Genomic DNA, 26,900 nt, shown 5'->3' on the forward strand with positions numbered 1-26,900 from the left:
GATTCCAAAGCCTGTCCCGACCAATCGGGATGACCATAGAAAAAAATACAAACACATGAAAAAGTTACTTAAATATATATTGATGGCAGCTTCCTTTGGGGTGATGAGCTGTGATCCTGATTTGGACATCATTAATCCCAATCAGCCTACGATCGAAGTATTTTGGCAAAATGCCACTGATGCCGAACAAGGTGTCAATTCAATTTACTCAACCTTCGCTAGACCGGGAATGTCTAGGTGGATGCCGATAATCTATGTCACCAGATCTGACGAGGGATATTCAGGAAGTCCATGGTCTGATTTGGCAAATGCTATGGGAGGATTTATCCAACCTGATTATAATTTTGGTCCAGTGATCGATGTTTGGGTGGATTGTTATGTGGGGATATTTAGAGCAAATCAAGTGATTGACAATGTTCCGGGTATCGAAATGAATAATGATCTAAAAAACAGATTACTTGGTGAAGCATATTTTCTACGCGCATATTTCTATTATAACTTGGCATTGCTTTGGGGAAATGTTCCAATGATGCTAGAGTCTTCCAAACCAACGGACTTACCTCCGACAACCCTTCAAGCCGATGTTTGGGCTCAGGTCGAATTGGATCTAGCTCGAGCAGTAGATGGACTTCCTGCCGTTTATGCCAATAGCAGGGATTTAGGCAGGGTAACCAAAGGCGCTGCACAAGCATTGCTGGCGAAGACTTACATGCAGCAAGGAAAATACACTGAAGCAGAAGGACCATTAAATTGGTTGGTGACTGGAGAAGGAGCCTCGATCTATAATCTGATGCCAAATTACAGAGACAATTTTCTGATCACTTCCGAAAACAACCAAGAATCGGTTTTTGAATGGCAATTTACCATCAATCCAACAGAAGTGACTGATAACGATGTTGATACACCAAATCATAATTATGGAACTTCGATATCTCAGTTTATGGCACCTCCAGGGATTGGATGGGCTGATGCTGAAGCAAGAACTTGGGCGATTCAAGAATTCCTCAAAGAACAAACCACCCAAGGAGAAAGAGATCCAAGACTTTCTGCATCTTATCTTTTCGCCAATACAGACGAGAGAGGTCCTCAGTTTACGATGGTTTATGGACAGACTTATGCCCAAAGATATGGTATGGAAAATAATAGAGCCTATTTCAGGAAGTTTCTCAATGATCACTGGAGAAATGAAGAAGGATATAGATCTCCTAATAATTACAGAGTAGTAAGGTATGCTGATGTTTTGCTGATGTATGCTGAAGTGTTGAATGCAACAGGTAGAACTGCTCAGGCTTATGCACATGTCGATAGGGTAAGGGCTAGGGTTGGATTGGCTCCATTATCGCAAACACAGCCGGGATTGGGTCAGACAGCATTCTTAGAACAACTCAAACATGAAAGACTACTAGAGCTATCAGGAGAAGGTCATCGTTGGGCAGACTTGGTAAGATGGGGTGATCTAGGTTCTCAAATCGCAAACAGGGATCCAGGTTTCAATAATTTTGTAATCGGAAGACATGAGTTTTTGCCAATTCCTCAAAGGGATTTGGATATCAACAAAAATCTTAGTCAGAATCCGGGTTGGTAAAAAGATAACCTATTAAATTATGCAGTAACGTAGGTTTATCTCTACGTTACTGTTTTATGAATTATAAAAAATTTTCAGATGCAATATTTCTTAAATAAAATCGGGTTTTTGGCTTTTATATTTGTCTTTTCTCAGGGCTGTGGAGACAATGGTACTGAGCCTACCACGCCGATTGATGAAAACCCAGATCCTGTCCAAAAAACCTATGTCAACCCTGTTTTTTCACCAGTATTGGCAGATCCAGCAGTTTTGAAAGAAGGAGATTACTTCTACGCGTACGGTACAGAGGACAATTGGGGAAGTGAAGGAGGTCACAAACTTGTCCCTATTGTACGTTCCACTGATTTGGTCAATTGGCAGTTGGTGGGAACGGCATTTCCTTCAAAACCAAGCTGGAAAAATAATGGAGGAATCTGGGCACCTGATGTGGCCAAGGTTGGTGATGAATTTTTTATGTATTACTCTTATTCTACATGGGGTGACCCCAATCCAGGTATTGGCTTAGCCATAGCGAATAGACCTGAGGGGCCGTTTATCGATCAAGGAAAACTGTTTCTTTCCCAAGAAATCGGCGTTGCAAATTCGATAGATGCATTTTATATTGAGGAAGATGGTAAGAAATATCTTTTTTGGGGAAGTTTTCATGGAATCTATGCAGTGCAATTATCCGATGATGGCAAATCTGTCCAAGGTGAAAAAATCCATATTGGGTACAATCATCTGGAAGCGTCTTATATCATCAAAAAGGATAACAAATACATCTATTTCGGATCTGAAGGTTCATGCTGCGCTGGAGCAAACAGTACTTATCGCGTTCGTGTTGCTATGTCAGACAATCTTTTAGGGCCGTATTTAGACAAATCGGGAAACGATATCAAAGATGGAAATTTCGGAGAAGTAATACTTAGCGCCAATTCAGAATCTTATGGTTTTGCAGGTCCTGGACACAATGGACATATCATGACAGATGAAGCAGGAACAGACTGGATTCTCTATCATGCCATTCCTAAAAACAATCCACTGCTTCAAAATGGAGCTAGCAGAAGACCATTGATGCTTGATAAAATTATTTGGGAAAATGGATGGCCAAGAATTGAAGCAGGAGTTCCAAGTATCAGCAGTAAGGCTGTTCCAGAATTTAATTAAAAAAGAGATGAGAAATTTAATACTTATTTGCAGTCTATTTTTATTGACTTTCGGCGCCAAGGCAAGTGATCGTAAAAATGAAGGAGTCAAGGAGAATAGTACGTTTTCGCTAATCTTGAAAAAACCTGGAAATCAATCTAAGGAATTCCCAATTGTTATAAATGAATCGGGGAAGTTTTTGGCTACCAAAGAAATTCCAGTTCAGGTTGAAGTTCAGTTTGAAGTAGGTGATGAATACACTGATATTTTGGTGAACATTAATGCCGAAGAACAGGTTTATTTTAATTTTTCATCTAAAATCCACTTTTCTGATATTGAATTCGAACCTTCGCAAGTCTTGATGCCAGGGTATTGGTACAGAAAAAATCTCCGATCACCTGATAATGCACCTTCAATCAGGGAATCTACAGACTGGCTGGTAAGAGAAGATAGATTGAGTACGCCTTTGACAAGTGTTTTTGATCCTAAAAGTAAAAAAGGGTATAGCTTGTTGAGATTGGATGGGATCGAAACGCTTTCATTGACCACCCATGATGCCGGGGAGGTTGTACTTTCTGGGGAAAATGACCTGGGAGCTTTGGGTTTCGGTAAATCTGGAAATGAAACCTATTTGGAATTTGCATTTCCTTATGCTGAGCGTCCATACACTTATATCAGAAAACTGACACTTGCAGAACCTATTACTACTTTTGCCAAACTTGAGGCAGGAGAAATCAGACAATTGAAATACAGGGTTCAGAAGCATCATAAAAATGATTTTTCGGATTTTGTGGCTGACGTGTGGGAGCATTCTTTTGAAGAAATGAAACCTTCTGTTCTGGAGAACCAGAAATTTACAGATCATGAAATAAAAAGTACATTAACATCCTTTTTCAAATCATCCTATGTTGATTTTGAAGAATTGAAAGGATTCTCTGGAGTGCATTTAGAAACAGCGACTTGTACTTCGACAGGCATTTTGGAAGTTGGATTTATAGGTAGAGTTTTGCTGAATGCTTTCAATGCCCTTGAGTTTGGCGAAGCAAATCAGGACGCAGAATTGGTGGAAATGGCTAATGCTGTTTTCGATAGTTACAATTCAAATGGATTCAATTCGAGTGGCTTGATCCGAGAAGTGATTGATTTTGAGAAAAAAACAGAAACAGATGTATTCTCGATCAGGAGGCAATCAGAAGGAATCTATGCTTTGTTGCTTTATTTGAAATATGAAAAAAAGCAGGGAAGACAACATAAAGAGCTAGAAGACAAAATCAAAAATCTATTTGACAGACTAATGACTTTGCAGTTTGCTGACGGGAGTTTTCCAAGGAAGTTTGATAAAGATTTGAAAGTAATTGATGAAACTGGAGGAAGTTCACCATCTATTGTTTTGCCATTGACTATGGCTTATCATTATTTCAAGGATAAACAATACTTGGAAACAGCGAGGAAAGTAGCTATTTATCAGGAAGAGGCGATTATCAATCCATCTGATTACTTTTCATCCACCCTTGATGCTGATTGTGAGGACAAAGAAGCCTCACTTTATGCAGCTACAGCGATGTATTATTTGGCTCAAGTTACCAAGGGAAAAGAAAAACTTCACTACACAAATCTAGCAAAGAAGGCTGCATACTTTACCCTTTCTTGGTACTACACTTGGGATGTGCCATTTGCACAAGGGCAAATGTTGGGAGATATAGGTCTGAAAAGTAGGGGGTGGGGAAATGTCTCGGTGGAAAACAACCATATTGATGTATTCATTTTTGAATTTGATGAAGTACTGGATTGGTTGGCGGAAGAAACAAATCAGTCAGAGTTTAGTGCATTTGCCGAGGTGATCAGATCCTCTATGCGAGAGCAGCTGCTACCGCATCCCGGGAATATGATGGGAATAGGCAAAGTAGGTTACTATCCTGAAGTAGTCCAACATACTGCTTGGGATTATGGCAAAAACGGGAAAGGTTTCTACAATGATATTTTTGCACCGGGATGGACAGTTGCTTCCATTTGGGAATTATTGATCATTGGCAGGACTTCAGGATTTTTCAAAAAATAATATGAGTATCCGCAATGTAGCACGTAGGGTAAGAAGTAGCTTTGTAAGTTGCGAATACTCGTCATCAGACAACTGTTCACAGTCAACAGAAACACAAATCGATCCTCCAAAAATCTTTTGTTTGGCTACGTGCAAGAAAGCGGATACACATAAAAAATAAACCCAGATAATTATGTTTAAAAAGAAAAGGAGAAAAATTCTGACAAAGACTTTTGCATTGGTTTTAGGGCTTGGTTTTAGCACGCAAATCAATGCACAAGAACTGCCAAAACCGGTTATTCAAAGTACATGGGCTGAAGAATCAGATGGTTTGAACCATGATTATTATCCTCGTCCACAGATGGAAAGAGCCGATTGGGTGAATCTCAACGGAGAATGGGATTATGCAATTTTGGCAAAAGGAACGTCTGTGCCTAGTCAGTATCAAGGCAAGATCAAAGTGCCATTTGCTGTAGAATCAAGCTTGTCAGGGGTGGGAAAAAATGTAGGGAAAGATCAGGAACTGTGGTACAGCAAAACGATTGATTTGGATAAAAAATTAAGAAAAGGAAGGGTTTTGCTTCATTTTGGAGCTGTGGATTGGGAATCAGAGGTATTTGTCAATGGTCAAAAAGTAGGTATCCACCAGGGTGGTTTCGATTCATTTTCCTATGACATCACTGATTTTTTGAAATCCGGAAGCAGTCAGGAGCTTTCAGTTCGGGTTTGGGATCCATCAGATGATGGCCCGCAGCCAAGAGGAAAGCAAGTGAAGAAACCTCACAGTATTTGGTACACCCCTGTCACCGGAATTTGGCAAACTGTCTGGCTTGAATCAGTACCCACAAGCTACCTAACTGAAGTGCAATTACAGCCTGATTTTGACCAAGGAGCATTCAGAGTATCTGCAAAAGTCAATAAATCAGATAAGGATCAAACCCTAGAAGTGATTTTCTCAGCAAATGGGAGCGAAGTAGGGAGATCCGCGTTCAAGGCAAATGAAAATGGCTTAATCACTATTGACAATCCAAAGGTATGGTCTCCCAGCGATCCTTTCTTGTATGATGTTACTATCAAGCTCAGATCAGGGAAAAAAGTGTTGGATCAAGTGAAAAGTTATTCAGCACTTAGAAAAATAAGTGTCGAAAAAGACCAGAATGGAATAGAAAGAATGATGCTCAATAATGAGTTTTTGTTTCAGTATGGTCCACTTGACCAAGGCTGGTGGCCTGATGGACTTTACACTGCACCATCAGAAGCGGCAATGCTTTTTGATATAGAGAAGACCAAAGAAATGGGATTCAATATGATCAGAAAGCATGTGAAGGTAGAACCTGCTAGATGGTACTATCACACAGATCGACTAGGTTTGCTTGTATGGCAAGATATGCCCAATGGTGACCATGGTAATAATTGGGAATCAAGACCTGGGATTCTTGGGCATGGTACAGACAAAGTTAGGACAAAAGAATCTGAGGGAATTTTCAAAAAAGAATGGAAAGCAATTATTGATGGATTGAGTCATTTTCAATCTATCGTAGTTTGGGTTCCCTTCAATGAGGCTTGGGGGCAGTTCAAAACCAAAGAAATTACAGAATGGACAATGGAATATGACCCTTCAAGACTGGTAAACAGTGCAAGTGGAGGAAACTTCGAAATGGAAGGGACAAAAATCACAGGAGATATAATTGACCTGCACAATTATCCAAATGCTGTAATGCCAGAACCTGAGATTTATGGAAAAGAGCAAGTGATTGTTCTTGGAGAATTTGGGGGATTAGGTTTACCAGTAGAAGGCCACACTTGGCAGGAAAAGGATAATTGGGGTTACCAAAGTTTTAAAACCAGGGGAGAACTTCAAGAAAAATACAAAGAATTGATGGCCTCAATGATTCCTTTGATCCAAAGAGGTTTGTCTGCAGCTGTTTATACACAAACTACCGATGTAGAAATTGAGGTAAATGGCTTGATGACTTACGACCGAAAAGTAATCAAATTCGATATAGCTGCGCTAAAAAGTTTGAACGAAAAGTTATATGATGTGAAAGTTGAATTTTAGTAAAATGAGTATCCGCAATGTTGCACTTTAGTTTACTAGAGGCATTCTAATTTGCGGATACTCATCATTTTTCAGCAGACTGATTAGATTTTTTTGTTGAGGATATTTATTTAATTTTTTTCATCAGAAACCTCCAAGCACCTGTTGACCAAAGTGCCAAAAATATCAAAATAGGTTGGAAAAATAGACGAATAAGTCGTTTTTGGTCAGTGTCTAGACCAAAGGCATCAATGCCATTGGTGTATTGGGAGATGTTTCCAGGGAATATAAGGACAAAGAAAATTGCCAGAGCCATTCCTACTTTTATCCTGTATTTGACAATGAAAATCATTGCTAACCCCAATGAAATTTCTACAATTCCTGATGCCAATACGACAAAATCCATAAATGCTTGGTCAGTTGGCAACCATCTCGGTACTTGTGCTTGGAACTCTTCTCTTTGAAATGTCAAATGACCAATTCCAGCCAGTACCATCAACAAGCCAAGCAAGATTCTCATGATTTTTTGAAAAGGTGATGAGTGCATTTTAATATTGTTTAAAATTAAATTGTATACAATATAAATATATACAAAAATTCAATCTCTATCAAATAGATGTTTATTTGAAAATAAATCTTTGGGGAAGTTTCAAGACCTAGGAAGTTTCTTTTGATTTAAAGGTCACTAGTTTATGTCGAGTCCTGATTTTACTTGACAGATTAAAGAAGTTCAACCTCCCGAAATTATCGGGACAGGCACTTCGGGGTTGTTGTCTCCTATATCATCATTAATCCCCAGGTTGCGACCCGGGGCTATTTAAAGTTTAACCCCATTCGGGGTTAATGAATTTTGTCTTTTGATTTTTGCTTCTCGATTCTCGTCTCTTTTCTTGTTTCTCATTTCTTTGTCCTGTCTCACTCTCACATCTCATATGTCAAATCTCAAATCTCAAGTCTCAAATCTTGTGTCTCACGCCTCACGTCTCGCGTCATATCTCACGTCTCGTATCTCGCTTCTCCTAATCAAGGTTTTACTTTTTCCCAAAATGGAAATAAATTGATTTTTTTAGCCCCTTGTATATTTGGCTCAATTTCAAAAGGTTCTATGGTGAAAATTATTTTTTCTTTAAAAATCCAATAGTTGCCTTTTAATTTGCCTTCACTTGATTGAATATTGTCCGATTCAAAATTTACCATTGTATATGCTTCATCTTTTTCGGAATAGCTTATTCCCATACCTAGTAAAAATTCATCATCTTTATATTTGAGTTGAAGTTTTGCATCAAGCTTTTCTTCGTCTTTGTTTGATATCAAATCTAATCCAACCCATTCATACATATCCTGTTCATTGCTCCAGATTTCTCCAGAAGGAGTTTGCCTATTTGGATTTCCCAGAACTTCCAATTCTTGCAAAACTAGTAGGATTTCATCATTCTCCTTGATGAAAGTAAATAAGGCTTTTTGATAAACAAGGATGGTTTTGCTCTCAGGATCAATTTCGACTTGGACAGCTTCTGAATAAATATTACTATTATCGATCCCAAAAAATGTCGCTATCATAAAAGTTATGATTCTTATTTCTATCATTTATTGATTTACTTCTTTTGGTTTTTATCTTTTTCCTCATTATCTACCTCTTGATCTCGACCTTCTGGAGAATTCTTTTTCTTCTTGCCTTCACTGTTTTTGTACTCCTCTTTTCTTGGGGGTCTTGCACCATCAGATTCTCCAGGTGTGTCCCTGTTTGATCTTTTATCTACATCGTCATCTTTCTTTTTTGCTAAAGCCAAAAGTGGTAGAATTCCTGTTGGTTTGTTGTTGATATATAGCATGGTGATTTTATTTGGTTTGTATTATTTTTTATACAAACTGTTCAATTTCTATTCCGACTATCCTTAATTCAAATTTGTTAAAGAAAAATAATGGTTAGGGAATTCATGCGTTTTAAAATTGCTTTTGAAAAAATGCTCAAAATGATACGTTAAAGCTGAATTTTTATGAAAAAATGATTTTCCCCTTCACTTTCTAAGCTTATAACTCTTGATCCCATTGATCAACTTTTCTAGATATAAATTGATTTCAAAAAATAAAGCTGGGAAATAAAACCCCAAATTCAGGAAATGCCACTACAATTAATTTTAGGTTTCCTTATTTTGTTTTTATCTAAAAAGTTTTTTTCAGGGGTTATTTTGAATTTTATATAAAATACAATTTATAAGTGTTTCCACTATTTTACCTTAGTCAAAAACATTGAAATGTATATAAGGAATGATATCAGTAATTTAAGAAGAGAGTTCTCTTTGATTCATTTTGATCCATCAAAAACGATTGATTTTTCAGAAATCGAAAAGTTGAGAATGGAATAGGAGGGTGATGCTAGGATTTGATTAGGTTACAATAATTCCATCTTTGATTTTGGTGAGCTTCATTTTTACCAAAATCTCATGAAGGGTTTCAGCGGCTAATCCATGCAAAACCAATCTGTATGCAGCACTGTAGGTGCTTACAGGGACCATCGGGTGCTTGTTGTTCACCAACCCCAGATGTGCAGGAGAGGAAAGGATTTGAGAAGTGTAAATGGCGATGGTTTCGTCCAGTTGCAGGGAGTTTGATGCACGGATAAAGTCATTGGAAGTCAAAAATAGCTGATAAAAAGGAGTAAATAGTTCAATAGCAGATCTCAAATCCAGAATGTTTGTCCATTTTTTCGGAAACGCTATATGGTCAAATTGATCTTCTGTGATCATATCTAAGTTGATTTTTTCTGGAGGTCGGATAGTCAGGTTATTTTCTTTTAGTTGCCTGTTTAGGTTAATGACAAAATTGTAAAGATTTAAATCATGTTTTAGAAATAAGTCATCCTTGATACTTTCAAAATCCTTCGGTTTCAATGGGTTTCCTACTAGTTCTACACCGGGTATATTTCCTGCAATAAATTGAAGTATTTCTGTCCCCACATGAAAATGACGGAAAATAAGCAAGTTGGCATCAGGGCTTACGAAGTTTTTTAGTCCCCAGGCGAGTATTCGGTGCAGAACTTTTGAAGAATTGAAACCTCTTGGTAAAAAGTATTTAAATACATGAATAAAAAACATGGCTACTTTGGACCATATCTGAATAAATGGCAATAAGTATCTGACAGATTTTGATGAATTGTCCCGCATCAAAGCCAGCTTGGTCTTTGGATTTATCGGAATGCTATCGTCAAGATACAGGGCTAACCAAGGGTTAGGGTCTCTTTCGTCGTGGGTTGAATAATCCATATTTATTTGTTTGATAAACTTAATAATTTCCCAATTCTTCCAACTGCATTACATATAGTTTTGCAGTTGTTTTGGCTGTTTTTACAATCTTTTTTGCCAATTCAAGATTCATCCGTGGATGATCCAATGCTTTTTCCAAATTATGGAAATGATTTTCATCGGCTACCCCATGATAAGTAAAAAAAGACACCTGATCATCATGCAGATTGAGTTGATCCTGAATCATCCTTCCCCAATATCCAGCTAGGCGTTTTCCAATTCCTTCGATGATAAACATTGCACCTAGTAAGTCAATAGGATTTGGTTTGCTGGCTTGCTGAAACATAAATGAAGTCAAGGCTACTGAACCGATATTTTTTTCTCCACTTCTTATTTTTTCAATATCCTCACCCAAGGCACCGAAATTCTTCTCCAACATCTGATAATCTTTATGCTCTGCGGCAGTGTGTTTGATAAATGCAGAACGCAGTTCAAATAGATCAATGTCAATATTGGAAGCGGCACGGGAGATCCATTGCGAACCGTCTATTACCTGTTGTCGGAGATCAGTCAAAAGTAGCTTGTAATCAACGAGACTCAAATTTCCATCATGGATTTTGATAACTATCGGCACCTTGAGCAATTCAGTTTCGAAGTCGATCCATACCTGAGCTAAGTTTCTGATCAGCCACTCGGAAGTTTCATTTTCGGCAATCAATAATTCCGGAGATTCAATTTCTCTTTGCACATACCCCTTTCGGTGTTGGTCAGCATTTCCTGCTACAGTGAGGTGCATGAAAGTAGTAATAAATCGCCCACTCTCAGGCACCATGCAAAGGATTTGGTCTCCCGGTTTTAATTTTCCCGAATACATCAATTCATCAAGCATAATGAATATCGATGCAGCACCTGTATTTCCTTTACTAGTCAAGTTGCTGAACCATTTCTTTTCGGAAATCTCCCCTCCACCTTTTTCCATCAATTCACGTATTGGTCCTTTAAACACCTCCGAGGAATAATGACAGCAAAACCAATCAATCTTTTCCCTGTTGATTTTCCCATCATTGATCAATTCAAAATAATGGGCAACTCCTGTTTTGACTAAGTTATCCAAAAGCCTTGGGTCTTGCCTCAAGTTGATGGCTCCAGCTTTTGAAGCTTCCTCATAACTTGGATAGTCCAACCATGTTAGCTCGTTTTCATTCTTATTGTCCGTTTTGCCTGTAAACATGCAAACAGGGAATTCATTGGCGTGTGATTTTATATCAATCCAGTCGATTTTAAGGGATATGTTGGTCTCACTTTTTTGATTTTGTAAGACAAACGCGCCAGCCCCATCAGATAACATCCATCTCAAAAAATCCACAGAAAAGGGAAGACTATCGCTGCCTTGTGCTTCGAATCTAGAAGCTTTGAAAAGCCTACTGGCGAGTTCACTACCTACGCATACTGCATTTTGTTTTTCACCAGACTTGATTTGGGAAAAAGCATTCTTCAATGCCATGATCCCACTCGCACAGACACTTTGATGGCTGGAGACTTCACACCTCTCAAAATCCAAACCCGCATGTACCATACTTGCAAATCCTGGAATGGGCAAATCTGCCTGTGTCGTTCCTGTGCACAATAAAGACACATCAGCAGCTCTTAAACTACTTTTTTGAAGTGCGTTCTCTACCGCCTTTACAGCGAGTTGAGCATTAGAATGGGTAGTCTCTTGGTTTTCATTCAAAGCATAATATCGAGTTTTGATCCCATTTTGCTTCAAAACACGCTCTTTATTTCTACTGCTTTTGCCATTTATCCTTCCCAAAAAATCTTCGATCTCATCATTGGAAATTGGCTGATTTGGCATAAAGGTTCCCGAACTTGTTATAAATACATCATTCATAGTTGCTTGTTTGGCTTTGAAAATAATTTGTCTAAAAAATTCAATGCAAAACCAAAGTTATTTCTTCCTTTGGTATGGTGTTCATTGTGAGCTGTTCCAAATAGTTGCCAACTATCTCCTTTTCCAGACCCAAACCTATAATTACAATGACCAGCAAAGTTTAGCAGGATGCTGACAGTAGGATATATAAATACTGCGACGATTGAAAAGGGAATAAATGGAACAATAGTCAATGGAATAGTGCTGAGCAATGCTGCCTCAAGCCAATGAAAACTGTAAACTGAATATACTGTTGGAATTGTGGATTTGTGATGTATATAGTGGACATGCTTCATCATCAATTTTTGATGCATCAATCGGTGGACTACATAAAAATGGACTTCATTCCACAAGGTTAGTATAATGAGACCTAAAGTGATGTTTATCCAAGTATTTGCCAAAAGTTGGATAGCTCCCACACGTATCAAATAGATAATGGGAAGTACAGAAAAGCCAAAAATAATAATAGATTTGATTGAATGCCTTATTTCAAAATTCAACTGCTTTTTTGAAATCTTTTTAGCAGTGATTTTTTGAAGAATATTCTTTTTTTCGAGGAATTTGCACGTTTGAAGAAACAATGGGCCCAATCCAAAGTAAAGGATAGAAAAATAAACCACTGTCAACCCAAACAGCGTGAGATAGGAGTGTTGATATAAAATTTTTTCCAGTAAAAGTTCCATTGAGTTAACTTTTCTACAAGACGAGAAATATTTAAGGAGCGTTGTTAAATATAGAAAATTGAATTGATCATTTTTTGATGTTTTTAATTTTAATTCCTTCTCTAAATCCTTCTATTGAGCAAACATGAAGGTTTATTTGATATTAAACTAGTCTTAACAATTCGATTAGATTCTCTTCAACGATTTTTGTAGTGATAGTAAGGTATTGAAATTTGAATTTGAGCTCATGACATTTCGAAAAGATATCCCTGCTTTTACCTTTTACTTGCTTTTCAGTACCATTGTATTTTTTCTTTTGGTTTTGAATCACAGCAACAAAGCCTTTTTCCTCTTGGTAAATTCTTTACATCACCCAATTTTGGATACTTTTTTCAAAAATATTACCCACTTAGGTGATGGGTTGATTTTGTTGGTGTTTTTGCCAATAATATTTTTCAAAAAATCAGCCTATGGATTGACTTTGAGTTTGGGGGCATTGATTCATTTTTTGTTTATTCTTTTGACAAAAAAGTGTCTTTTTCGTGGAGCGCCTCGTCCGATGTTGGTTTTTGAAAATTTGTCATTGCACTTGGTAGAGGGCGTGAAGATTGCACATTACAATACATTTCCTTCAGGACATACAGCCACGGCATTTTTGATCGCAGCTATCTTGGCGCAAACAAAAGCAAGACATCCTATTTTTTAATTTTTTATTTTTTCATGAAGTTTTTGATATGATCAAGTTGGAAAATATAAGTTGGGAATTACAATTAGGTAATCTGAATATCAGCTTAGTTATCTTAGTAATTTATAAGATTGTATGAAGTTGATTTCAATCAGATGAGGTCGGATGACGGTGAACTGTTTGATCATCTTTAAATATTTGTTTTTATTAAACTGTTAAAAAAAATTCATGTTTGTAGTACCTTGCAGCGTTCTAAATAGAATCTCTAAGTGGAGCGTATTGGATTAATGAAAAAGTAAAACATCAATGAAAGCAAAACTCTACATTACCATTTTAATAATTTTTGTTTTTTCAAATTCTTCTTTTGCTCAAGAAAAAGTAGAATCCCCATTCAAATTTGTTGAAGTTGGGAAGGTGAGGGTTTTTGGAAAATCAGTCGATAAACAAACACGCTGTGTACATTGGCATTCTCAATTGGATGTTATTGCTATTAAGTTTAAATGTTGTGAGAAATATTATCCGTGTTTCTCTTGCCATGAAGAGGAAGCTGATCACAAGCATGAAGTTTGGCCTAAATCTGAATTTGACCAAAAAGCGATCTTATGCGGTGTTTGCGCCAAGGAACTCAGCGTCAAAGAATATATGGATTCAGATAACACATGCCCAAATTGCAAAGCCAGCTTCAATCCTGGATGTAGCAATCATTACCATTTGTACTTTGAAGTTACTGAGCCTCGATAATATCCTCTATTAGTTCCGCAAAACCTCGTAATTTATCTATGAGAAAAGAGCTGCTCAAATGGAAAGGAGAGACAATTTTTCAATTGAAATTATAAATACAAAATTTTTCAATATGTCGAAATGTACATCCTGAAATCTTAAATTTGCATTCTAAACTCAAATAAAACTCAATCATGCCAGCACTTGTCCTAGTAGAAGTAGAAATCCATAATCCTGAAATATATGAAGAATATAAGAAGTTGAGTTTGCCTGCAGTAGAGGCATTCGATGGGAAATTCATTGTTAGAGGAGCCCAAACCGAATCCCTCGAAGGGGAATGGAATCCTCAAAGGTTGGTAGTTTTAGAATTCCCATCTGTAGAAAGAGCCAAAGAATGGTACCATTCCGAACAATATACCATTGCCAAAAATATTCGTTTCCAAGCTTCCAAAGGAAAAATGCTGGTGGTGGAAAGTTTATAATTAGGAAAGAGGAGTTCGAGGCATTGGTTGCTTTTTTTACACAACAATTAGATCAAAGCAGTAATTTATATTCAACGTGACCATTTAGACTTTATCTTTATCAGGAATGATGCCTTTTTTAGTCCATCTACTTTGAGTTTGTACTTATAATTACCATTTAATTTCCCTACTTTTGCATGCTGAAAAAATAGTTGATAGTCAATTGAATACCACTTTTAGAAAATGCTAGAGTCTATTGAGAAAAAGTTGGTTGAAAAGCCAAATAAAAAAGATCGTGAGGTTGTAATTGTTTTTCCTTTTAACACCGAAACCAGAGAGATTTTTTTGATTCAAGAATATATCCACACCTACGATAGGAAATTCTGGAAGTTTGTAAGTGGAGGAGTGGATAAGGTTGACAAAGACATCATTACCCATGCTATTGAAGAATTAGCAGAAGAAGTATCAATGGAATCATCAGTATTTTATCATCTTTACTCGTCAGAGCGAGTCTTTGGCAATAGACCAATTCATTATTTTATTGCTGAGAATCCGATGATTATGGATAATCCGCCAGAGAATCCTGATACAGATTTTATTACAGCAGTCAAATGGGTTAATCTGACGGGATTTCAAGAAATGCTTGATAAGCAAGAGTTGCTTTGGGACCAAGGAACTATGTGCGCCTTGCAAGCATTCAGAAAATATCAGTAATTCTCACAATTGGGCAAATTGAATTTTTCATTTATTCAACTTAGCTTTTAACTCTTCGGCTCTTTGCCTTCCAGCCTTATAATTTGGATCCAATTCAATGGCTTTTTCTAAATAGGTCAGCGCTTGGGATCTGTATCTATTTTCCTGTCTTTGATTCGCCCAAGCCCAATAGACAAAACTCATGATTTTCCAATTGGCATAATCACTGTTTTTATTTTGCTTATAAATAATGGATTGCATATCTATTTTCGCAAATTTTCTTTTCGAAAAGAAAAACCAAGGCAAATTTTCAGCAACACTTCCCCTTAAGAATTCGGGTGAATAGCTGACTTCACCATACATGGCTATACTCTCTTCAAACAACTTGAAAGAATCACCCACCAAACCTAGTTTCATTGTTTCTCCTCCGAGCAATGAAAGAGCAGAAGCACGATAAGATGTGATAAAGGGCAATAATTCTCTGGTGGTTTTGTTGTCAAGGTAAATTTCGCTCAATACATCATAACTTTTTTTTGAATAACCTTTGAAGCTCGTTTTTGAGAGAAATCCAAGATTTAGTGCTGTTTCATGGTATATGATTCCTAGCCTTGTTTTGTTTATCTCTGAAGGATCTTTTTCAAATTGCAACTCAACCTCTTTGAGTTTTGATTTCAATTCCTCAACATCAATCAACTCCATTACATCGTCTAATTGATGTTCATAAAATTTAACTTTTTTAATATCTAGTTCTTGGGCTGTCAAACTGCTTATTATTGTCATTGCTAAAATCGTTAAGGTGAATAATCTGTATTTCATTTTTTAGGAACTTTTTAGAAATACAAATTTGCAATTACAAAGCTTGTAAAGACGATGACTTAAGTTAAGATTTTTGTTTATTGTGAATTCTTCTTTGGATTCTGCTCAAACTTTCTGGACTTATTCCCAGAAAATTGGCTATGTATTTTTGAGGTACTTTTTGGAATAAATCAGGTTGGTTTTTCAAAAGCTTTTGAAATCTTTCTTCCGGTTTTTCTGAAGAAAGGGACATGGCAATCTCTGTTGCTCTTTGTGCAACTTGTTCAGCCATCAGCCTGCCAAAGGTTTCATATTTACTGCATTCGCGATAGATGTTATGAAGTTTATCTTTTTGGATTACGAATACAGTTGCTTCCTCCATTGCCTGAAAATTCATAATACAAGGAGTGTTGTTTGTAAAACTTTGAAAATCTGTTATCCAAGAATTCTCAAAAGATATATCGCAGGTTTTTTCATTTCCATCTTTAATATGAAAATGCCTGATAGTACCGTCTGCCAAAAAACCAATGAAATCACAAACTTTTCCATCTTGAAGCAAAAAGTCTTTTTTCTTGATTACCCTGATTTCAAAATATTCATCAATTAAATCAAGCTCTTTGTCAATCAAAGGTACAAATCGGCTACAATATGCTTTCAGTTTATCGATCATTTTGATAGGAGAGTATTTTAGATTCTTCAAGAAAATTCAATAAAAAAAGCTAAGATTCCAAATTACACCCATCCAGTATCAACCCACTTTCACTTGACACTTTTCTGTGATACCTCTAAATCTAAATAGATGCAATTCCAAGACAGGAAAATTATTCCAAACTGAAGGTGAAGACTTGCAAGTAAGCCATGGTGCACTCAAAGGTCACATGGTTCATCCCCTGAAATTCTATTTGGCAAGCTTTCATCCCTCCAACTTCAAAATACAAAAGCTGAGACTCCTTAAAGCCTCAGCCCATTGCTATTCCAAAGCCAATCTAAAATCTAAATTCTACAATCTAAAATCTACAATGAAACCCCTCTTTTCCAAGGAATAAAATCATCCTGATCTAGGAGTTGGGCTTTGGATTTGATCTCTCCACTGGCTACTTTGATGATGTACTCGAGCATTTCTTCTCCCATTTCAGGGATAGTTTTATCTCCAGAGATAATTCCACCCGTATCTACATCTATAATGTCTGGCATTCTATTGGCCAATTTTGTATTGGAGGAAACTTTGATCACTGGAGTGATAGGATTTCCAGTAGGTGTGCCTAGTCCTGTTGTGAATAGGATGATATTGGCACCCGAACCAGCCATTGCTGTAGTGCTTTCTACGTCATTTCCTGGAGTACACAAAAGATTTAGACCTGGTTTGGTAACATATTCTGCATAATCAAGTACATCTACCACAGGAGAAGTGCCACCTTTTTTGGCTGCTCCCGAAGATTTCATGGCATCTGTGATCAGACCATCTTTGATATTTCCAGGAGAAGGATTCATATCAAATCCTGAACCTACTGCCTCGGCAGAAGCGGCATAATCCACCATCAGTTTGCTGAATTTTGATGCAATTTCATTGTTTACACATCTGTTGATCAATTCTTGTTCGACACCACAGAGCTCAGGGAATTCTGAAAGGATTGATTTCCCTCCCAAAGCTACAATCAAATCAGATACATGGCCAACGGCTGGGTTTGCCGAAATACCCGAAAAACCATCAGAACCACCGCATTCCAAACCAATTGTCAGTTTGCTTAATGGAGCTTCCTGCCTCTCTTGCTGGTCTGCTTCGGCCATTGCAATGAAAGTTTGCTTGATTGCTTGAGAAAGCAAGTTGTTTTCGGTGCCTTCTCTCTGTTGTTCCAGAAGGATCACTGGCTTATCCAAATTTGGGTTTATTCTAGCAAGTCTTTCTTGGAGTATTGCTGGCTGTGCATTTTGGCATCCTAAACTCAAAATAGTAGCTCCTGCAACATTTGGATTATTGATGTATCCTGCCAAAAGTGCACAGAGCATATCAGAGTCCTGCCTGATTCCACCACAACCGCCTTGATGGGTCAAAAATTTTATACCATCGATGTTTTTGAACAGTTTTGGTTCTCTTTCTTGGATGATTTCATCCACCACCAATGTCTCAATCTGTTCTTTTTTTCCTGATTTGTACAATTCCGCCATTTGTTGCACAAGATTTTTGAATGGATTTGGTTTGCCAAAACCAAGCTCATCAATAAATGCTTGCTTGATGACTTCCACGTTTCTGTTTTCACAAAATACAAGTGGTACCACTATCCAATAATTGGCAGTCCCGACCTGACCATCTTTGCGATGGAAGCCTTTGAAAGTACGTCCTTCAAACCTGCTAAAATCAGGTTTGGTCCATCCTGTTGTTTCAGTCTTTTCGCTGAAGGAATTGGCTTCATGCTTCACATTGGCAGTAGTAAGGACTCCACCTTCAGGAATGATTGATACAGCTTTGCCTACTACGGATCCATACATATAGACATAATCCCCTTCCTCTAATTTGCTCAAAGCAAACTTATGTTTGGCTGGGATACTTTCTTTTAAAGTGATAGATTTACCTTCAAATTCTATTACATCACCAAGTGTCAAGTCGGTAAGTGCGACAAGTACATTGTCTTGTGGATGAATTTGTAAAAACTTATGGTTCATTGATTATTTTGTTTATATTGCGCAATCGATTGCACAATTTAGGCAAAAGAATTTCAAAAAAGAAAATATAAGCCATTAATTTACCATTGGAAATAAATTTACAAAATGACTAAAAAGGTAATTACACTGGGGGAAGTGATGATGCGCCTCAGTACACCAGGAAATGAGCGTTTTTTGCAAGCTGACCAATTTCAAATCGTCTATGGGGGAGCAGAGGCCAATGTGTCTGTATCCCTAGCCCAATGGGGTGTTGATGCATATCATGTGACCGCTTTTCCTGATCATGATTTGGGAAAAGCTGCAACCAACTACCTGAGACAGGTAGGGGTAGGAATTGATTACATTTATACAGCCGAAGGAAGAATGGGTCTTTATTTTCTCGAAAATGGCGCCATGCAAAGAGCTTCAAAAATAGTTTATGACCGTTTTGATTCTGCTTTTGCGAATTTTGATGGGGCAGAAATTAATTGGGATCAGGTATTTGATGGAGCTGATTGGTTTCATTGGACAGGAATTACACCTGCACTTTCACAGAAAGCTGCAGATCTTACCTTGAAGGCTTTGGAAGCTGCCAGCAAAAGGGGGATGATGGTAAGCGGGGATATCAATTATAGAAGAAACCTTTGGCAGTATGGCAAAGGTCCTCTTGATGTTATGCCTGAGTTGATCAAACACACACAAGTCATTGTTGCTGGATTGGCTGATTTTGAAAATTGTATGGGAATCAAAGCAGAGGATTACTTGGCAGCTTGTGAAAAAGCGAAGGCTGATTTTCCTCAAATCAAATATATAACTACAACAGAGAGAAATTCGATTTCAGCATCAGTGAATGAATTATATGCAGTGCTTTGGGATGGGGAGAATTTGTTGACTTCACAAATTTACGAAATGTCGCATATTGTAGATAGAGTAGGTGGCGGGGATGCGTATATGGCAGGATTGATCTATGGATTGCTCCATCTTTCTGATGAAGAAGCTTTGGAGTTTGGAGTAGCAGCATCCGTGTTGAAGCACAGCATCCCTGGAGATGCCAATCTGGTAAGCCTAGCCGAAGTCAAATCACTCGTGAAAGGTGAAAATGTTGGAAAACTGCTGAGGTAGGAAAGGATGAATTAGGAAGGATGAAGGAGGAATTAGGAAGGGTGAATTAGGAAGGATGAAGGAGGAATTAGAAAGGGTGAAAGAGCAGTGCCAACCTTAAAACATTCCAACTTTCAAACCTTATAATCCTCCACGGCGGACAAGCATTTACAACAATTTACCAATCTTGTAATTTTCAAATCTTTCAATCTTCAAATCTTACAATACCAAAATCTTCCCGATAGCTATCTGGACTAAAATCTACAATCATAAATCTACAATACAAATGAACCAACACAACACCATCCTTCAAGCCATGACAGACACAGGAATGATCCCTGTATTCAACCATAAGGACATTGAAGTTTCCAAATCAGTTTTGAAATCGGCCTATGAGGCAGGAGTAAGAGTTTTTGAGTTTACCAATAGAGAAGAAAATGCTTTTGAAGTATTCAAGGCCTTAAAAATATACAGTGAGCAATTTGAAGGTCTGTACTTGGGTATTGGGACGATATTTACGGTATCCGATGCGCAAAGATTCAATTTTGCAGGAGCAGATTTTATAGTTTCTCCAGCACTGATCCCGGAGGTGGCGCATTTCTGTAATATGAAAGGAATGCTTTGGGTACCTGGATGTGCTACGGTATCAGAAGTATTTCAGGCTAAAAGTTATGGTGCCAAACTAGTCAAAGCTTTTCCGGGGAACCTTCTAGGAGCGGGATTTATAAAAGCTGTAAAATCAATCATGCCAGCTGTGAAAATGATGCCTACGGGTGGTGTGGAACCAACAGAAGAAAATTTGTCAGAATGGTTTGCTTCTGGAGTTCATTGCGTAGGTATGGGCTCCCAACTTTTTGATAAAAAAATAATAGAATCGGGACAGTACGAGATACTTCAGGAAAAAATAAATGCTACAATTGCATTGATTAAAACCATTAGATCATAACTGATACAACCCAAAATTGCTTTCAAATGAAATTTAGAATATTTTACATAATCGCTATTTCATTCTTTTTTCTCTCTGCCTGCAAGGGTCCGGGAGGAGTGAGGGTGATCAAACTTGGACATGGGTTGGGAGTCACCCATCCTGTTCATGAAGCAATGGTGTTTTTGGCCGATAGGGTCAAAGAAAAGTCCAATGGCGAAATGATCATCAAAATCTACCCCAACCAACAACTTGGATCTGAAAGGGAATTGGTGGAACTGTTACAAATTGGGAGCTTGGGAATGACTAAAGTCTCCTCTGCTGTAATGGAAAGTTTTGCTCCAAAGCTTCAAGTATTTAGCATGCCCTACCTGTTCAAAAATGATGAACATAGGGATCATGTCTTAAAAGGTCCAATAGGAAAACAGCTTTTGCTTGATGGTGAAGATTTTTGGTTGAGAGGTTTGTGTTATTATGATGCGGGAAAAAGGAGTTTTTATACCAAATCCAAACCTGTTGAATCGCCAGATGATTTGAAAAGTTTGAAAATCCGGGTGATGGAAAGCAATACGGCTATCAATATGGTCAAGAATTTTGGAGGTTCTCCTACGCCAGTTTCTTATGGAGAGTTATACACAGCACTTCAGCAAGGAATCGTGGATGGAGCTGAGAACAATCCCCCAAGTTTGTACACTTCCAGACATTATGAAGTTTGTAAGTTCTATTCTATCAATGAACATACTGCCGTACCGGATATCATGATCATCAGTACCAAAGTTTGGAATTTGCTTTCTGACCAAGAAAAGCAATGGCTTCAAGAAGCATCAGATGAATCAGCTGAATTCCAATACAAGATTTGGGCAGAAGCAGTAGAGGAGTCTTTGGCAGAAATGGAAAAAGCTGGAGTTACGATAGTCTATCCAGAGCAGGATGAATTCAGGGCGTCTGTAGAAAGTATGTATGATGATTTGAAAGTGACTCAACCGGAGTTGTACTCAGTTGTAGATCAAATCAGGAAACAACCTTAAATCAAACCTCAAAACCCAAGACCTATTAGAAAAATGTTTAGCATAGAATACAAACAGAATTTAGATAAAATCATCTCTTGGCTCCTGATCGTTTTGATGGGGTCGATGGTTTTGAATGTTACTTGGCAGGTTTTATCAAGATATATTTTTCAAAATCCTTCCTCTTTCACAGATGAGCTTTCACGCTACATGCTGATCTGGCTCGGAATGTTGGGTGCAGCGTACGTAGCTGGCCAAAATCAACATTTGGCAATAGACATTGTTTTGAGAAAATTGGAAGGAAAAGCGAAGATGAAACTGCAGATCCTAATCAATGTGCTCATCATGGTTTTTGCGATAACAGCGATGATCCTAGGAGGTAGCAACTTGGTTTATATCACCTATATGTTGGGTCAAAAGTCTGCAACTTTACAGATTCCTTTGGCTTACATCTACGGGATCATTCCGGCAAGCGGTATTTTGGTGGTTTACTATCAAATAGCTGCAATTTTTCATTTGATCAAAACCCAAAACGACGTTTAAGATGGAGTATATAAGTATAATAATTCTTGTATTGACATTTGTCACATTGATGGCGATAGGAATGCCTGTAGCATGGAGCTTGGGTTTGTCAAGTCTTGTGACCTTGATGGTTTCGGTGGCTGCTGGTCCATCAGCTACTACCATAGCCCAGAGAATGGGCACAGGGTTGGATAGTTTCTCGTTATTGGCCATTCCATTTTTTGTCTTGGCAGGTGAAATCATGAATCGGGGAGGAATTGCCAACCGATTGATAGAATTGGCCAAAGCTATTACAGGAAGGCTTCCAGGAGGCTTGCTTTATGTAAACGTAATTGCGGCCATGTTATTTGGTGCAATAGCTGGTTCTGCGGCGGCGGCAGCTTCTGCCATTGGTGGGATTTTGGGAAAAAGAATGGAGAATGAAGGTTATCCAAAAGAGTTGGGTGCAGCTGTAAACATTACTGCTTCGACGACAGGATTGATCATTCCTCCTTCAAACATTTTGATAGTTTACTCTTTGGCATCCGGTGGAGTTTCGATAGCTGCACTTTTTGTGGCAGGATATGTCCCAGGGATTTTCATTGGTTTATTGTTGATGTTGACAGCAGCAGTATTTGTGAAAAGAAAAAATCTTCCAGGAGGTCAAGCGACTACATTAAAAGAATTGACGAGCAAGTTTCTAAGAGCGCTTCCTAGCTTGATGCTATTGGTCGTAGTGATGGGAGGAATTGTAGGTGGTATTTTTACTGCCACTGAAGCCTCTGCTATTGCAGTGATTTACACTTTGGCGCTTTCATTTTTCTATAGAGAATTGAAATGGAAAGAACTTCCTTCCATTTTGCTAAAATCTTCTGAGACTACAGCAGTTGTGATGCTTTTGATCGCTACATCCATGAGTATGTCTTGGGTAATGTCAAGTGAAGACATTCCCCAGTCGATTTCAGAATCCTTGTTGTCTATCAGTGATAATATCTTCGTGATTCTTCTACTGATCAACATCTTGCTTTTATTTGTTGGGATATTCATGGACATGACTCCGGCGGTATTGATTTTTACACCGATATTCTTGCCTATAGTTACAGCTTTGGGAATAGATCCTGTGCATTTTGGAATCATCATGATTTTGAATCTTTGTATTGGTTTGTGTACCCCACCTGTAGGCTCGGTGCTCTTTATAGGAGTGGGTGTCGCCCAGACCAGTATCGAGAAAGTCGTCAAACCTTTGATTCCTTTCTTTATAGCAATGATATTGGGATTGATCGTGATTACTTTATGGCCTGGTTTGACTTTATGGCTTCCAAGGTTGTTTGGATTATAAGATTTTAATTGTTGAATTAATGGTTAATAAATGAAATAAGAGGCTGGCCGGTGGTCAGCCTTTTTTTCAGTTTACCATGGATAATCGTTATTTACCTCACTTTTGAGAGCCTTAGTGTAGCACTCAAGAGTTATTTGATGATTAGTTATCAGTCCATTAATTAATTTAAATAGTTTCTAATATCAATTATTATCGGATTTAAACTAAATCAGGCATTTATTTAGTAAGTGGCAAAGTTCGGTAAATCCATGTTCATTTTTTATAACCTGTGATTCTCTAGCAAATCCGTTCAATCTCTGTTCTATAATTTCTTAAGATTTTGGATAAGTATTTTCTTATATTGCATAGATAGTTCAGAAAAACACCTTCCTTTGATCAATGTAAAGCCTATGAAAATTTATGACAAGTACTCTTATAAGGTTTTGATTTTTTTCTCTGCTCTTCAGGTTGTATTTGGCCTGATTGGGCTATTTACAGATTACCCTAAGTTTACGGCATTTCCACAGATAATAATTGGTTTAGCAGGGATCGCGGCAGGACTTTATTCAATCAAAATCCCTTATGTTGAGATAGTGGGAAAGACAATTATCAAACATAGCCTTTTCAAAAAGAAAATGGATATGGATGAAGTGCAAACTATCGAGAAAATAGATAATGTTCTGATTTTAAAATCTGAGAAATCGAAAATAAAATTACGAAGGACAATGTTAGATACATTGGAAGTTCGGAAGTTTGAGGATTTTATAAAGAATGAAATTTCTGGTCGGGAAGTTTAAGAGCGGGGAAGTCATCAATAAATTTATCATCAATTTTAGCAATTCAATTCATCTATGAAGCAGTACTTATCAGGTTTATTTATATTGACTTTCATTATTTCTTCTTGTCAAAAAGAAAAGGAATTGCACTATTCGATTACAGAGGAAGCGCATTTGGAGGAAGTAGAAAACTGGTATAATAATCGGATAGAATCTTTGAAATCAGAAAATGGTTGGTTGAACTTGATTGGCTTGTATTGGTTTGAGCAAGATACCAACAGGCTAGGAACTGAAGAAGGCTTTGAATTATTGGTAGATGGAGAGGGTTTTCCTTTGTTTTTTGGGACATTTGAGAGAGTAGCTGAGCAAGTGTATTTTGATCCTGAGATAGATGGAATTCAGATTGGAAATGAATCAATTTCAGAAAAATCCTTGGTTTTTGATCCTGAGATGAATTTCTCACCTACTATTTCCTTTAATCAATTTCGAGCAAATGTATTGCAAAGATCGGACTTGATCGGGTTGAGGTTGAGAGACCTTGAGTCAGAAACGATTCGTGATTTTCATGGGATTGATAGATTTCCAGTTGACAAAGAATGGAGATTTGAGGCAAAATTCATCCCTTATGAACCTGCCAAAGAGATTCCAATTTCCAATGTTTTGGGACAAACTTATGCTGCCAAATCAGTAGGGTATTTAAGCTTTGGGTTTGAAGGTAGGGTATATAATATTGATGCTTTGGAAGAAGGAGATCAATTGTTTTTGATCTTTGCTGACGGCACAAGTGGTGCTGAGACATACGGGGGAGGCCGTTATCTCTATACCCAGAAGGCCGATGAAAATGGCATTGTGATTTTGGACTTCAATAAAGCTTATAACCCACCTTGTGTTTTCACTCCTTTTGCTACCTGTCCATTGCCACCGCGTCAGAATATTTTGGAGCTTGCGATAGAGGCAGGGGAGAAGAATTGGGGGAAATAAAATGTAGGCTCGCAAAGGTTTGCTGAGGTGCAGAACCTGTCCCGCAGAATTGCGGGAGAAAGCTACGAGGAATTAGAGTTGGAAGAAGAGCTTTATTTAAGTAAGTGTAAAGGCATGAATTAGTTTTGTATAGTCTTTATTATCAGTTTTATTTATTTTGAGCAAAACGAATGTATCCAACTAAATTCATAAAGCTCGTAAGTGCTATAGGTTAAATATTTTTGTATATTAGTTCTTTGTTTTTTGAAGTTAGATTAATTATTGCAATGATTGAATATCTCAAAATTGAATTATTTTCAATTTCTAGAAAATTTAGAGAAATGGGAATTAACCCAATTTTTGGATTTCTCTTTTCAACCTTAGTTTTCATATTTGCATCATATTCTAATTTTACGCATTTTTATTTTCCTCAATATATTTATTTAGCATCTCTGATTTTTACTTTACAATCAAGAGTGAATTTTGAAAAATCATCTTTTCTTGAGATGATTTATGGTACAAGTAAAAATATTAAGATTAGATTGGTAGAAAATGGCTTGATATGTTTACCATTTTTTATTGGGGTAGTTTACCATGGATATTATCTTGAGTCATTTTTTGTTTTAATTATTCCATTTATATATGCATTTTTTAGATTTGAACTTTTTAGTATAAAAAAAGCTCAACACCTTATTTTAAATATCCTTTTGAGTTTCAGATAGGATTTAGAAAAAATATTCTGGTATTGATTTCTCTTTATCTATCTGTTTTAGTTATTGATTATTCTTGGCTATATGAGTTTAGCATTATTTCTTTTTTGGGAATGTTTGCTTTGATATCGACATTCTATTCATCAAATATAGAGGATTCAAGTTATTTGAGAATTGAAGTTAGATCAGTTCAGGATTTTCTATTTAAGAAAGTTTTGGAATCTTTATTTTTGACATTGTCATTGGTGCTTCCAATGTTTTTGATTATTACTTTGAAACTTGGATTGAACATTGAATTTTTAGTTTTTTTGATATTGGGGATGTTATTCATAGGTTTGGTTGTCTTGGCAAAATATGCTTCTTGTCCTCAAGAGATTGGTATCGTGCAAGGTACTATAGTGGCAATTTCTGTTATATTCTTCCCAATTTCATTAATTACATTTCCAATCTTTTATTATAAGGCTATTTCAAATATTAAGCACCTTTTTCATTATGATCATTCTTAAAAATGTGTGTAAAAAATTTGGGGGAAAAGATGTTCTCAATAATATTTCTTGGTCTTTCAAAGAAAGAATGATCCACGGAATCATTGGTAGAAATGGTGCTGGGAAGTCAACATTTATCAAATGTTTGGTTGGTATAGAGAAATATGAAGGGCTAATCTCAATTCCTGAAAATTTTGATAAGAGAAGAATAGCTTATTTACCTACTGAGCCATTTTTCTTTAAAAGAATCACTGGTGGATATTCCGGAGCATGTTGACCCCTCAGAATCGGAATGTTTTTGTTTAGTGAAAGTGGCCTGATTGGCCAGATTCGACTGACATTCCGGCGGATATTGACCCCCTAAAGCAAGAATTTGATAAAGATTCCGGATCATGTTGACCCCCTTTGGTCAAAATTCCGGAGCATATTGACCCCTCTGATTAATGGTTTTGGTTTTTTTAGCGGACACTTTAGATAACCGCTAATTATAATCCTATGGCTGG

General features: G+C 37.3%; 27 protein-coding genes. 18 read left to right on the forward strand and 9 right to left on the reverse strand.

The annotated features are described in order from the left end of the window. The first annotated feature begins 55 nt into the window (after positions 1–55). The 4 genes from MM213_RS16345 to MM213_RS16360 all read left to right on the forward strand — a co-directional run bounded on the left by MM213_RS16345 (position 56) and on the right by MM213_RS16360 (position 6,807). Positions 56–1,585, forward strand: a complete 1,530-nt coding sequence (locus MM213_RS16345) for a RagB/SusD family nutrient uptake outer membrane protein (RefSeq protein ID WP_241413973.1) — start codon at positions 56–58, stop codon at positions 1,583–1,585. Positions 1,586–1,663: 78 nt separating this feature from the next. Further along, positions 1,664–2,731, forward strand: a complete 1,068-nt coding sequence (locus MM213_RS16350; protein WP_241413974.1) for a family 43 glycosylhydrolase — start codon at positions 1,664–1,666, stop codon at positions 2,729–2,731. A gap of 7 nt (positions 2,732–2,738) precedes the next feature. After that, the gene (locus tag MM213_RS16355; RefSeq protein ID WP_241413975.1) at positions 2,739–4,769 is read left to right on the forward strand and encodes a glycoside hydrolase family protein; all 2,031 of its coding nucleotides are present in this window, start codon (positions 2,739–2,741) and stop codon (positions 4,767–4,769) included. Between the two features lie 172 nt (positions 4,770–4,941). Beyond that, a complete protein-coding gene (locus tag MM213_RS16360; RefSeq protein ID WP_241413976.1) occupies positions 4,942–6,807 on the forward strand; it encodes a glycoside hydrolase family 2 protein in 1,866 nt (621 codons plus the stop codon). A gap of 106 nt (positions 6,808–6,913) precedes the next feature. On the opposite strand, the gene MM213_RS16365 is transcribed toward MM213_RS16360, so the two are convergent. From MM213_RS16365 to MM213_RS16390, 6 genes are all read right to left on the reverse strand, one after another. Next, positions 6,914–7,333, reverse strand: a complete 420-nt coding sequence (locus MM213_RS16365; RefSeq protein WP_241413977.1) for a DoxX family protein — start codon at positions 7,331–7,333, stop codon at positions 6,914–6,916. Between the two features lie 476 nt (positions 7,334–7,809). Continuing rightward, positions 7,810–8,346, reverse strand: coding sequence for a hypothetical protein (locus MM213_RS16370; protein WP_241413978.1), 537 nt, complete (start codon positions 8,344–8,346; stop codon positions 7,810–7,812). Between the two features lie 35 nt (positions 8,347–8,381). Further along, positions 8,382–8,618, reverse strand: coding sequence for a hypothetical protein (locus tag MM213_RS16375; protein WP_241413979.1), 237 nt, complete (start codon positions 8,616–8,618; stop codon positions 8,382–8,384). A gap of 555 nt (positions 8,619–9,173) precedes the next feature. After that, positions 9,174–10,049, reverse strand: a complete 876-nt coding sequence (locus MM213_RS16380) for a DUF6999 family protein (protein ID WP_241413980.1) — start codon at positions 10,047–10,049, stop codon at positions 9,174–9,176. A gap of 19 nt (positions 10,050–10,068) precedes the next feature. Further along, on the reverse strand, positions 10,069–11,919 hold the full coding sequence (locus MM213_RS16385) for a 3-oxoacyl-[acyl-carrier-protein] synthase III C-terminal domain-containing protein (protein WP_241413981.1): 1,851 nt from the start codon (positions 11,917–11,919) through the stop codon (positions 10,069–10,071). Next, entirely contained in the window at positions 11,916–12,641 is a 726-nt protein-coding gene (locus MM213_RS16390; protein WP_241413982.1) for a sterol desaturase family protein, read from the reverse strand. Before MM213_RS16390 ends, MM213_RS16385 begins: the two co-directional genes overlap by 4 nt. A gap of 226 nt (positions 12,642–12,867) precedes the next feature. Here MM213_RS16390 and MM213_RS16395 point away from each other — a divergent pair, with 226 nt between their 5' ends. From MM213_RS16395 to MM213_RS16410, 4 genes are all read left to right on the forward strand, one after another. Next, complete coding sequence (locus tag MM213_RS16395; protein WP_241413983.1) at positions 12,868–13,326, forward strand: phosphatase PAP2 family protein; 459 nt, start codon at positions 12,868–12,870, stop codon at positions 13,324–13,326. A 285-nt stretch (positions 13,327–13,611) separates the two neighbouring features. Continuing rightward, positions 13,612–14,046: a CHY zinc finger protein gene (locus MM213_RS16400; protein WP_241413984.1), complete on the forward strand. Its 435-nt coding sequence runs from the start codon at positions 13,612–13,614 to the stop codon at positions 14,044–14,046. Positions 14,047–14,219: 173 nt separating this feature from the next. Then, on the forward strand, positions 14,220–14,507 hold the full coding sequence (locus MM213_RS16405) for a DUF1330 domain-containing protein (RefSeq protein ID WP_241413985.1): 288 nt from the start codon (positions 14,220–14,222) through the stop codon (positions 14,505–14,507). A gap of 222 nt (positions 14,508–14,729) precedes the next feature. Further along, positions 14,730–15,200, forward strand: coding sequence for an NUDIX hydrolase (locus MM213_RS16410; RefSeq protein ID WP_241413986.1), 471 nt, complete (start codon positions 14,730–14,732; stop codon positions 15,198–15,200). A 27-nt stretch (positions 15,201–15,227) separates the two neighbouring features. Here MM213_RS16410 and MM213_RS16415 read toward each other — a convergent pair whose 3' ends face one another. The 3 genes from MM213_RS16415 to MM213_RS16425 form a co-directional block, all read right to left on the reverse strand. Then, entirely contained in the window at positions 15,228–15,995 is a 768-nt protein-coding gene (locus MM213_RS16415; RefSeq protein ID WP_241413987.1) for a hypothetical protein, read from the reverse strand. 64 nt (positions 15,996–16,059) lie between these two features. Next, positions 16,060–16,644, reverse strand: coding sequence for a Crp/Fnr family transcriptional regulator (locus MM213_RS16420; RefSeq protein WP_241413988.1), 585 nt, complete (start codon positions 16,642–16,644; stop codon positions 16,060–16,062). A 344-nt stretch (positions 16,645–16,988) separates the two neighbouring features. Next, a complete protein-coding gene (locus MM213_RS16425) occupies positions 16,989–18,635 on the reverse strand; it encodes a UxaA family hydrolase (RefSeq protein ID WP_241413989.1) in 1,647 nt (548 codons plus the stop codon). Between the two features lie 105 nt (positions 18,636–18,740). On the opposite strand from MM213_RS16425, the gene MM213_RS16430 reads away from it, so the two are divergent. From MM213_RS16430 to MM213_RS16475, 10 genes are all read left to right on the forward strand, one after another. Beyond that, positions 18,741–19,736, forward strand: coding sequence for a sugar kinase (locus MM213_RS16430; RefSeq protein WP_241413990.1), 996 nt, complete (start codon positions 18,741–18,743; stop codon positions 19,734–19,736). 265 nt (positions 19,737–20,001) lie between these two features. Then, on the forward strand, positions 20,002–20,661 hold the full coding sequence (locus MM213_RS16435) for a beta/alpha barrel domain-containing protein (RefSeq protein ID WP_241413991.1): 660 nt from the start codon (positions 20,002–20,004) through the stop codon (positions 20,659–20,661). Between the two features lie 26 nt (positions 20,662–20,687). Continuing rightward, complete coding sequence (locus MM213_RS16440; RefSeq protein ID WP_241413992.1) at positions 20,688–21,668, forward strand: TRAP transporter substrate-binding protein; 981 nt, start codon at positions 20,688–20,690, stop codon at positions 21,666–21,668. 33 nt (positions 21,669–21,701) lie between these two features. Beyond that, positions 21,702–22,190, forward strand: a complete 489-nt coding sequence (locus MM213_RS16445) for a TRAP transporter small permease (RefSeq protein WP_241413993.1) — start codon at positions 21,702–21,704, stop codon at positions 22,188–22,190. 1 nt (position 22,191) lies between these two features. Further along, positions 22,192–23,487: a TRAP transporter large permease gene (locus MM213_RS16450; protein ID WP_241413994.1), complete on the forward strand. Its 1,296-nt coding sequence runs from the start codon at positions 22,192–22,194 to the stop codon at positions 23,485–23,487. Positions 23,488–23,876: 389 nt separating this feature from the next. Then, positions 23,877–24,263: a hypothetical protein gene (locus tag MM213_RS16455; protein ID WP_241413995.1), complete on the forward strand. Its 387-nt coding sequence runs from the start codon at positions 23,877–23,879 to the stop codon at positions 24,261–24,263. A gap of 54 nt (positions 24,264–24,317) precedes the next feature. Beyond that, complete coding sequence (locus MM213_RS16460) at positions 24,318–25,223, forward strand: DUF1684 domain-containing protein (protein WP_241413996.1); 906 nt, start codon at positions 24,318–24,320, stop codon at positions 25,221–25,223. A 266-nt stretch (positions 25,224–25,489) separates the two neighbouring features. After that, positions 25,490–25,924: a hypothetical protein gene (locus MM213_RS16465; protein WP_241413997.1), complete on the forward strand. Its 435-nt coding sequence runs from the start codon at positions 25,490–25,492 to the stop codon at positions 25,922–25,924. A 23-nt stretch (positions 25,925–25,947) separates the two neighbouring features. Beyond that, positions 25,948–26,418, forward strand: coding sequence for a hypothetical protein (locus tag MM213_RS16470; RefSeq protein WP_241413998.1), 471 nt, complete (start codon positions 25,948–25,950; stop codon positions 26,416–26,418). Beyond that, the gene (locus tag MM213_RS16475; protein ID WP_241413999.1) at positions 26,405–26,674 is read left to right on the forward strand and encodes an ATP-binding cassette domain-containing protein; all 270 of its coding nucleotides are present in this window, start codon (positions 26,405–26,407) and stop codon (positions 26,672–26,674) included. The genes MM213_RS16470 and MM213_RS16475 overlap by 14 nt, the downstream gene beginning before the upstream one ends. Positions 26,675–26,900: the final 226 nt, after the last annotated feature.

Origin of the sequence: Belliella alkalica (assembly GCF_022549785.1) — a bacterium.
Taxonomy (GTDB): domain Bacteria; phylum Bacteroidota; class Bacteroidia; order Cytophagales; family Cyclobacteriaceae; genus Belliella; species Belliella alkalica.

What these genes read in the sequence shown, in the direction of transcription:
- MM213_RS16345 (WP_241413973.1), top strand. Translation starts at nt 56, where the DNA reads ATGAAAAAGTTACTTAAATATATATTGATGGCAGCTTCCTTTGGGGTG.
- MM213_RS16350 (WP_241413974.1), top strand. Translation starts at nt 1,664, where the DNA reads ATGCAATATTTCTTAAATAAAATCGGGTTTTTGGCTTTTATATTTGTC.
- MM213_RS16355 (WP_241413975.1), top strand. Translation starts at nt 2,739, where the DNA reads ATGAGAAATTTAATACTTATTTGCAGTCTATTTTTATTGACTTTCGGC.
- MM213_RS16360 (WP_241413976.1), top strand. Translation starts at nt 4,942, where the DNA reads ATGTTTAAAAAGAAAAGGAGAAAAATTCTGACAAAGACTTTTGCATTG.
- MM213_RS16365 (WP_241413977.1), bottom strand. Translation starts at nt 7,333, where the DNA reads ATGCACTCATCACCTTTTCAAAAAATCATGAGAATCTTGCTTGGCTTG.
- MM213_RS16370 (WP_241413978.1), bottom strand. Translation starts at nt 8,346, where the DNA reads ATGATAGCGACATTTTTTGGGATCGATAATAGTAATATTTATTCAGAA.
- MM213_RS16375 (WP_241413979.1), bottom strand. Translation starts at nt 8,618, where the DNA reads ATGCTATATATCAACAACAAACCAACAGGAATTCTACCACTTTTGGCT.
- MM213_RS16380 (WP_241413980.1), bottom strand. Translation starts at nt 10,049, where the DNA reads ATGGATTATTCAACCCACGACGAAAGAGACCCTAACCCTTGGTTAGCC.
- MM213_RS16385 (WP_241413981.1), bottom strand. Translation starts at nt 11,919, where the DNA reads ATGAATGATGTATTTATAACAAGTTCGGGAACCTTTATGCCAAATCAG.
- MM213_RS16390 (WP_241413982.1), bottom strand. Translation starts at nt 12,641, where the DNA reads ATGGAACTTTTACTGGAAAAAATTTTATATCAACACTCCTATCTCACG.
- MM213_RS16395 (WP_241413983.1), top strand. Translation starts at nt 12,868, where the DNA reads ATGACATTTCGAAAAGATATCCCTGCTTTTACCTTTTACTTGCTTTTC.
- MM213_RS16400 (WP_241413984.1), top strand. Translation starts at nt 13,612, where the DNA reads ATGAAAGCAAAACTCTACATTACCATTTTAATAATTTTTGTTTTTTCA.
- MM213_RS16405 (WP_241413985.1), top strand. Translation starts at nt 14,220, where the DNA reads ATGCCAGCACTTGTCCTAGTAGAAGTAGAAATCCATAATCCTGAAATA.
- MM213_RS16410 (WP_241413986.1), top strand. Translation starts at nt 14,730, where the DNA reads ATGCTAGAGTCTATTGAGAAAAAGTTGGTTGAAAAGCCAAATAAAAAA.
- MM213_RS16415 (WP_241413987.1), bottom strand. Translation starts at nt 15,995, where the DNA reads ATGAAATACAGATTATTCACCTTAACGATTTTAGCAATGACAATAATA.
- MM213_RS16420 (WP_241413988.1), bottom strand. Translation starts at nt 16,644, where the DNA reads ATGATCGATAAACTGAAAGCATATTGTAGCCGATTTGTACCTTTGATT.
- MM213_RS16425 (WP_241413989.1), bottom strand. Translation starts at nt 18,635, where the DNA reads ATGAACCATAAGTTTTTACAAATTCATCCACAAGACAATGTACTTGTC.
- MM213_RS16430 (WP_241413990.1), top strand. Translation starts at nt 18,741, where the DNA reads ATGACTAAAAAGGTAATTACACTGGGGGAAGTGATGATGCGCCTCAGT.
- MM213_RS16435 (WP_241413991.1), top strand. Translation starts at nt 20,002, where the DNA reads ATGAACCAACACAACACCATCCTTCAAGCCATGACAGACACAGGAATG.
- MM213_RS16440 (WP_241413992.1), top strand. Translation starts at nt 20,688, where the DNA reads ATGAAATTTAGAATATTTTACATAATCGCTATTTCATTCTTTTTTCTC.
- MM213_RS16445 (WP_241413993.1), top strand. Translation starts at nt 21,702, where the DNA reads ATGTTTAGCATAGAATACAAACAGAATTTAGATAAAATCATCTCTTGG.
- MM213_RS16450 (WP_241413994.1), top strand. Translation starts at nt 22,192, where the DNA reads ATGGAGTATATAAGTATAATAATTCTTGTATTGACATTTGTCACATTG.
- MM213_RS16455 (WP_241413995.1), top strand. Translation starts at nt 23,877, where the DNA reads ATGAAAATTTATGACAAGTACTCTTATAAGGTTTTGATTTTTTTCTCT.
- MM213_RS16460 (WP_241413996.1), top strand. Translation starts at nt 24,318, where the DNA reads ATGAAGCAGTACTTATCAGGTTTATTTATATTGACTTTCATTATTTCT.
- MM213_RS16465 (WP_241413997.1), top strand. Translation starts at nt 25,490, where the DNA reads ATGATTGAATATCTCAAAATTGAATTATTTTCAATTTCTAGAAAATTT.
- MM213_RS16475 (WP_241413999.1), top strand. Translation starts at nt 26,405, where the DNA reads ATGATCATTCTTAAAAATGTGTGTAAAAAATTTGGGGGAAAAGATGTT.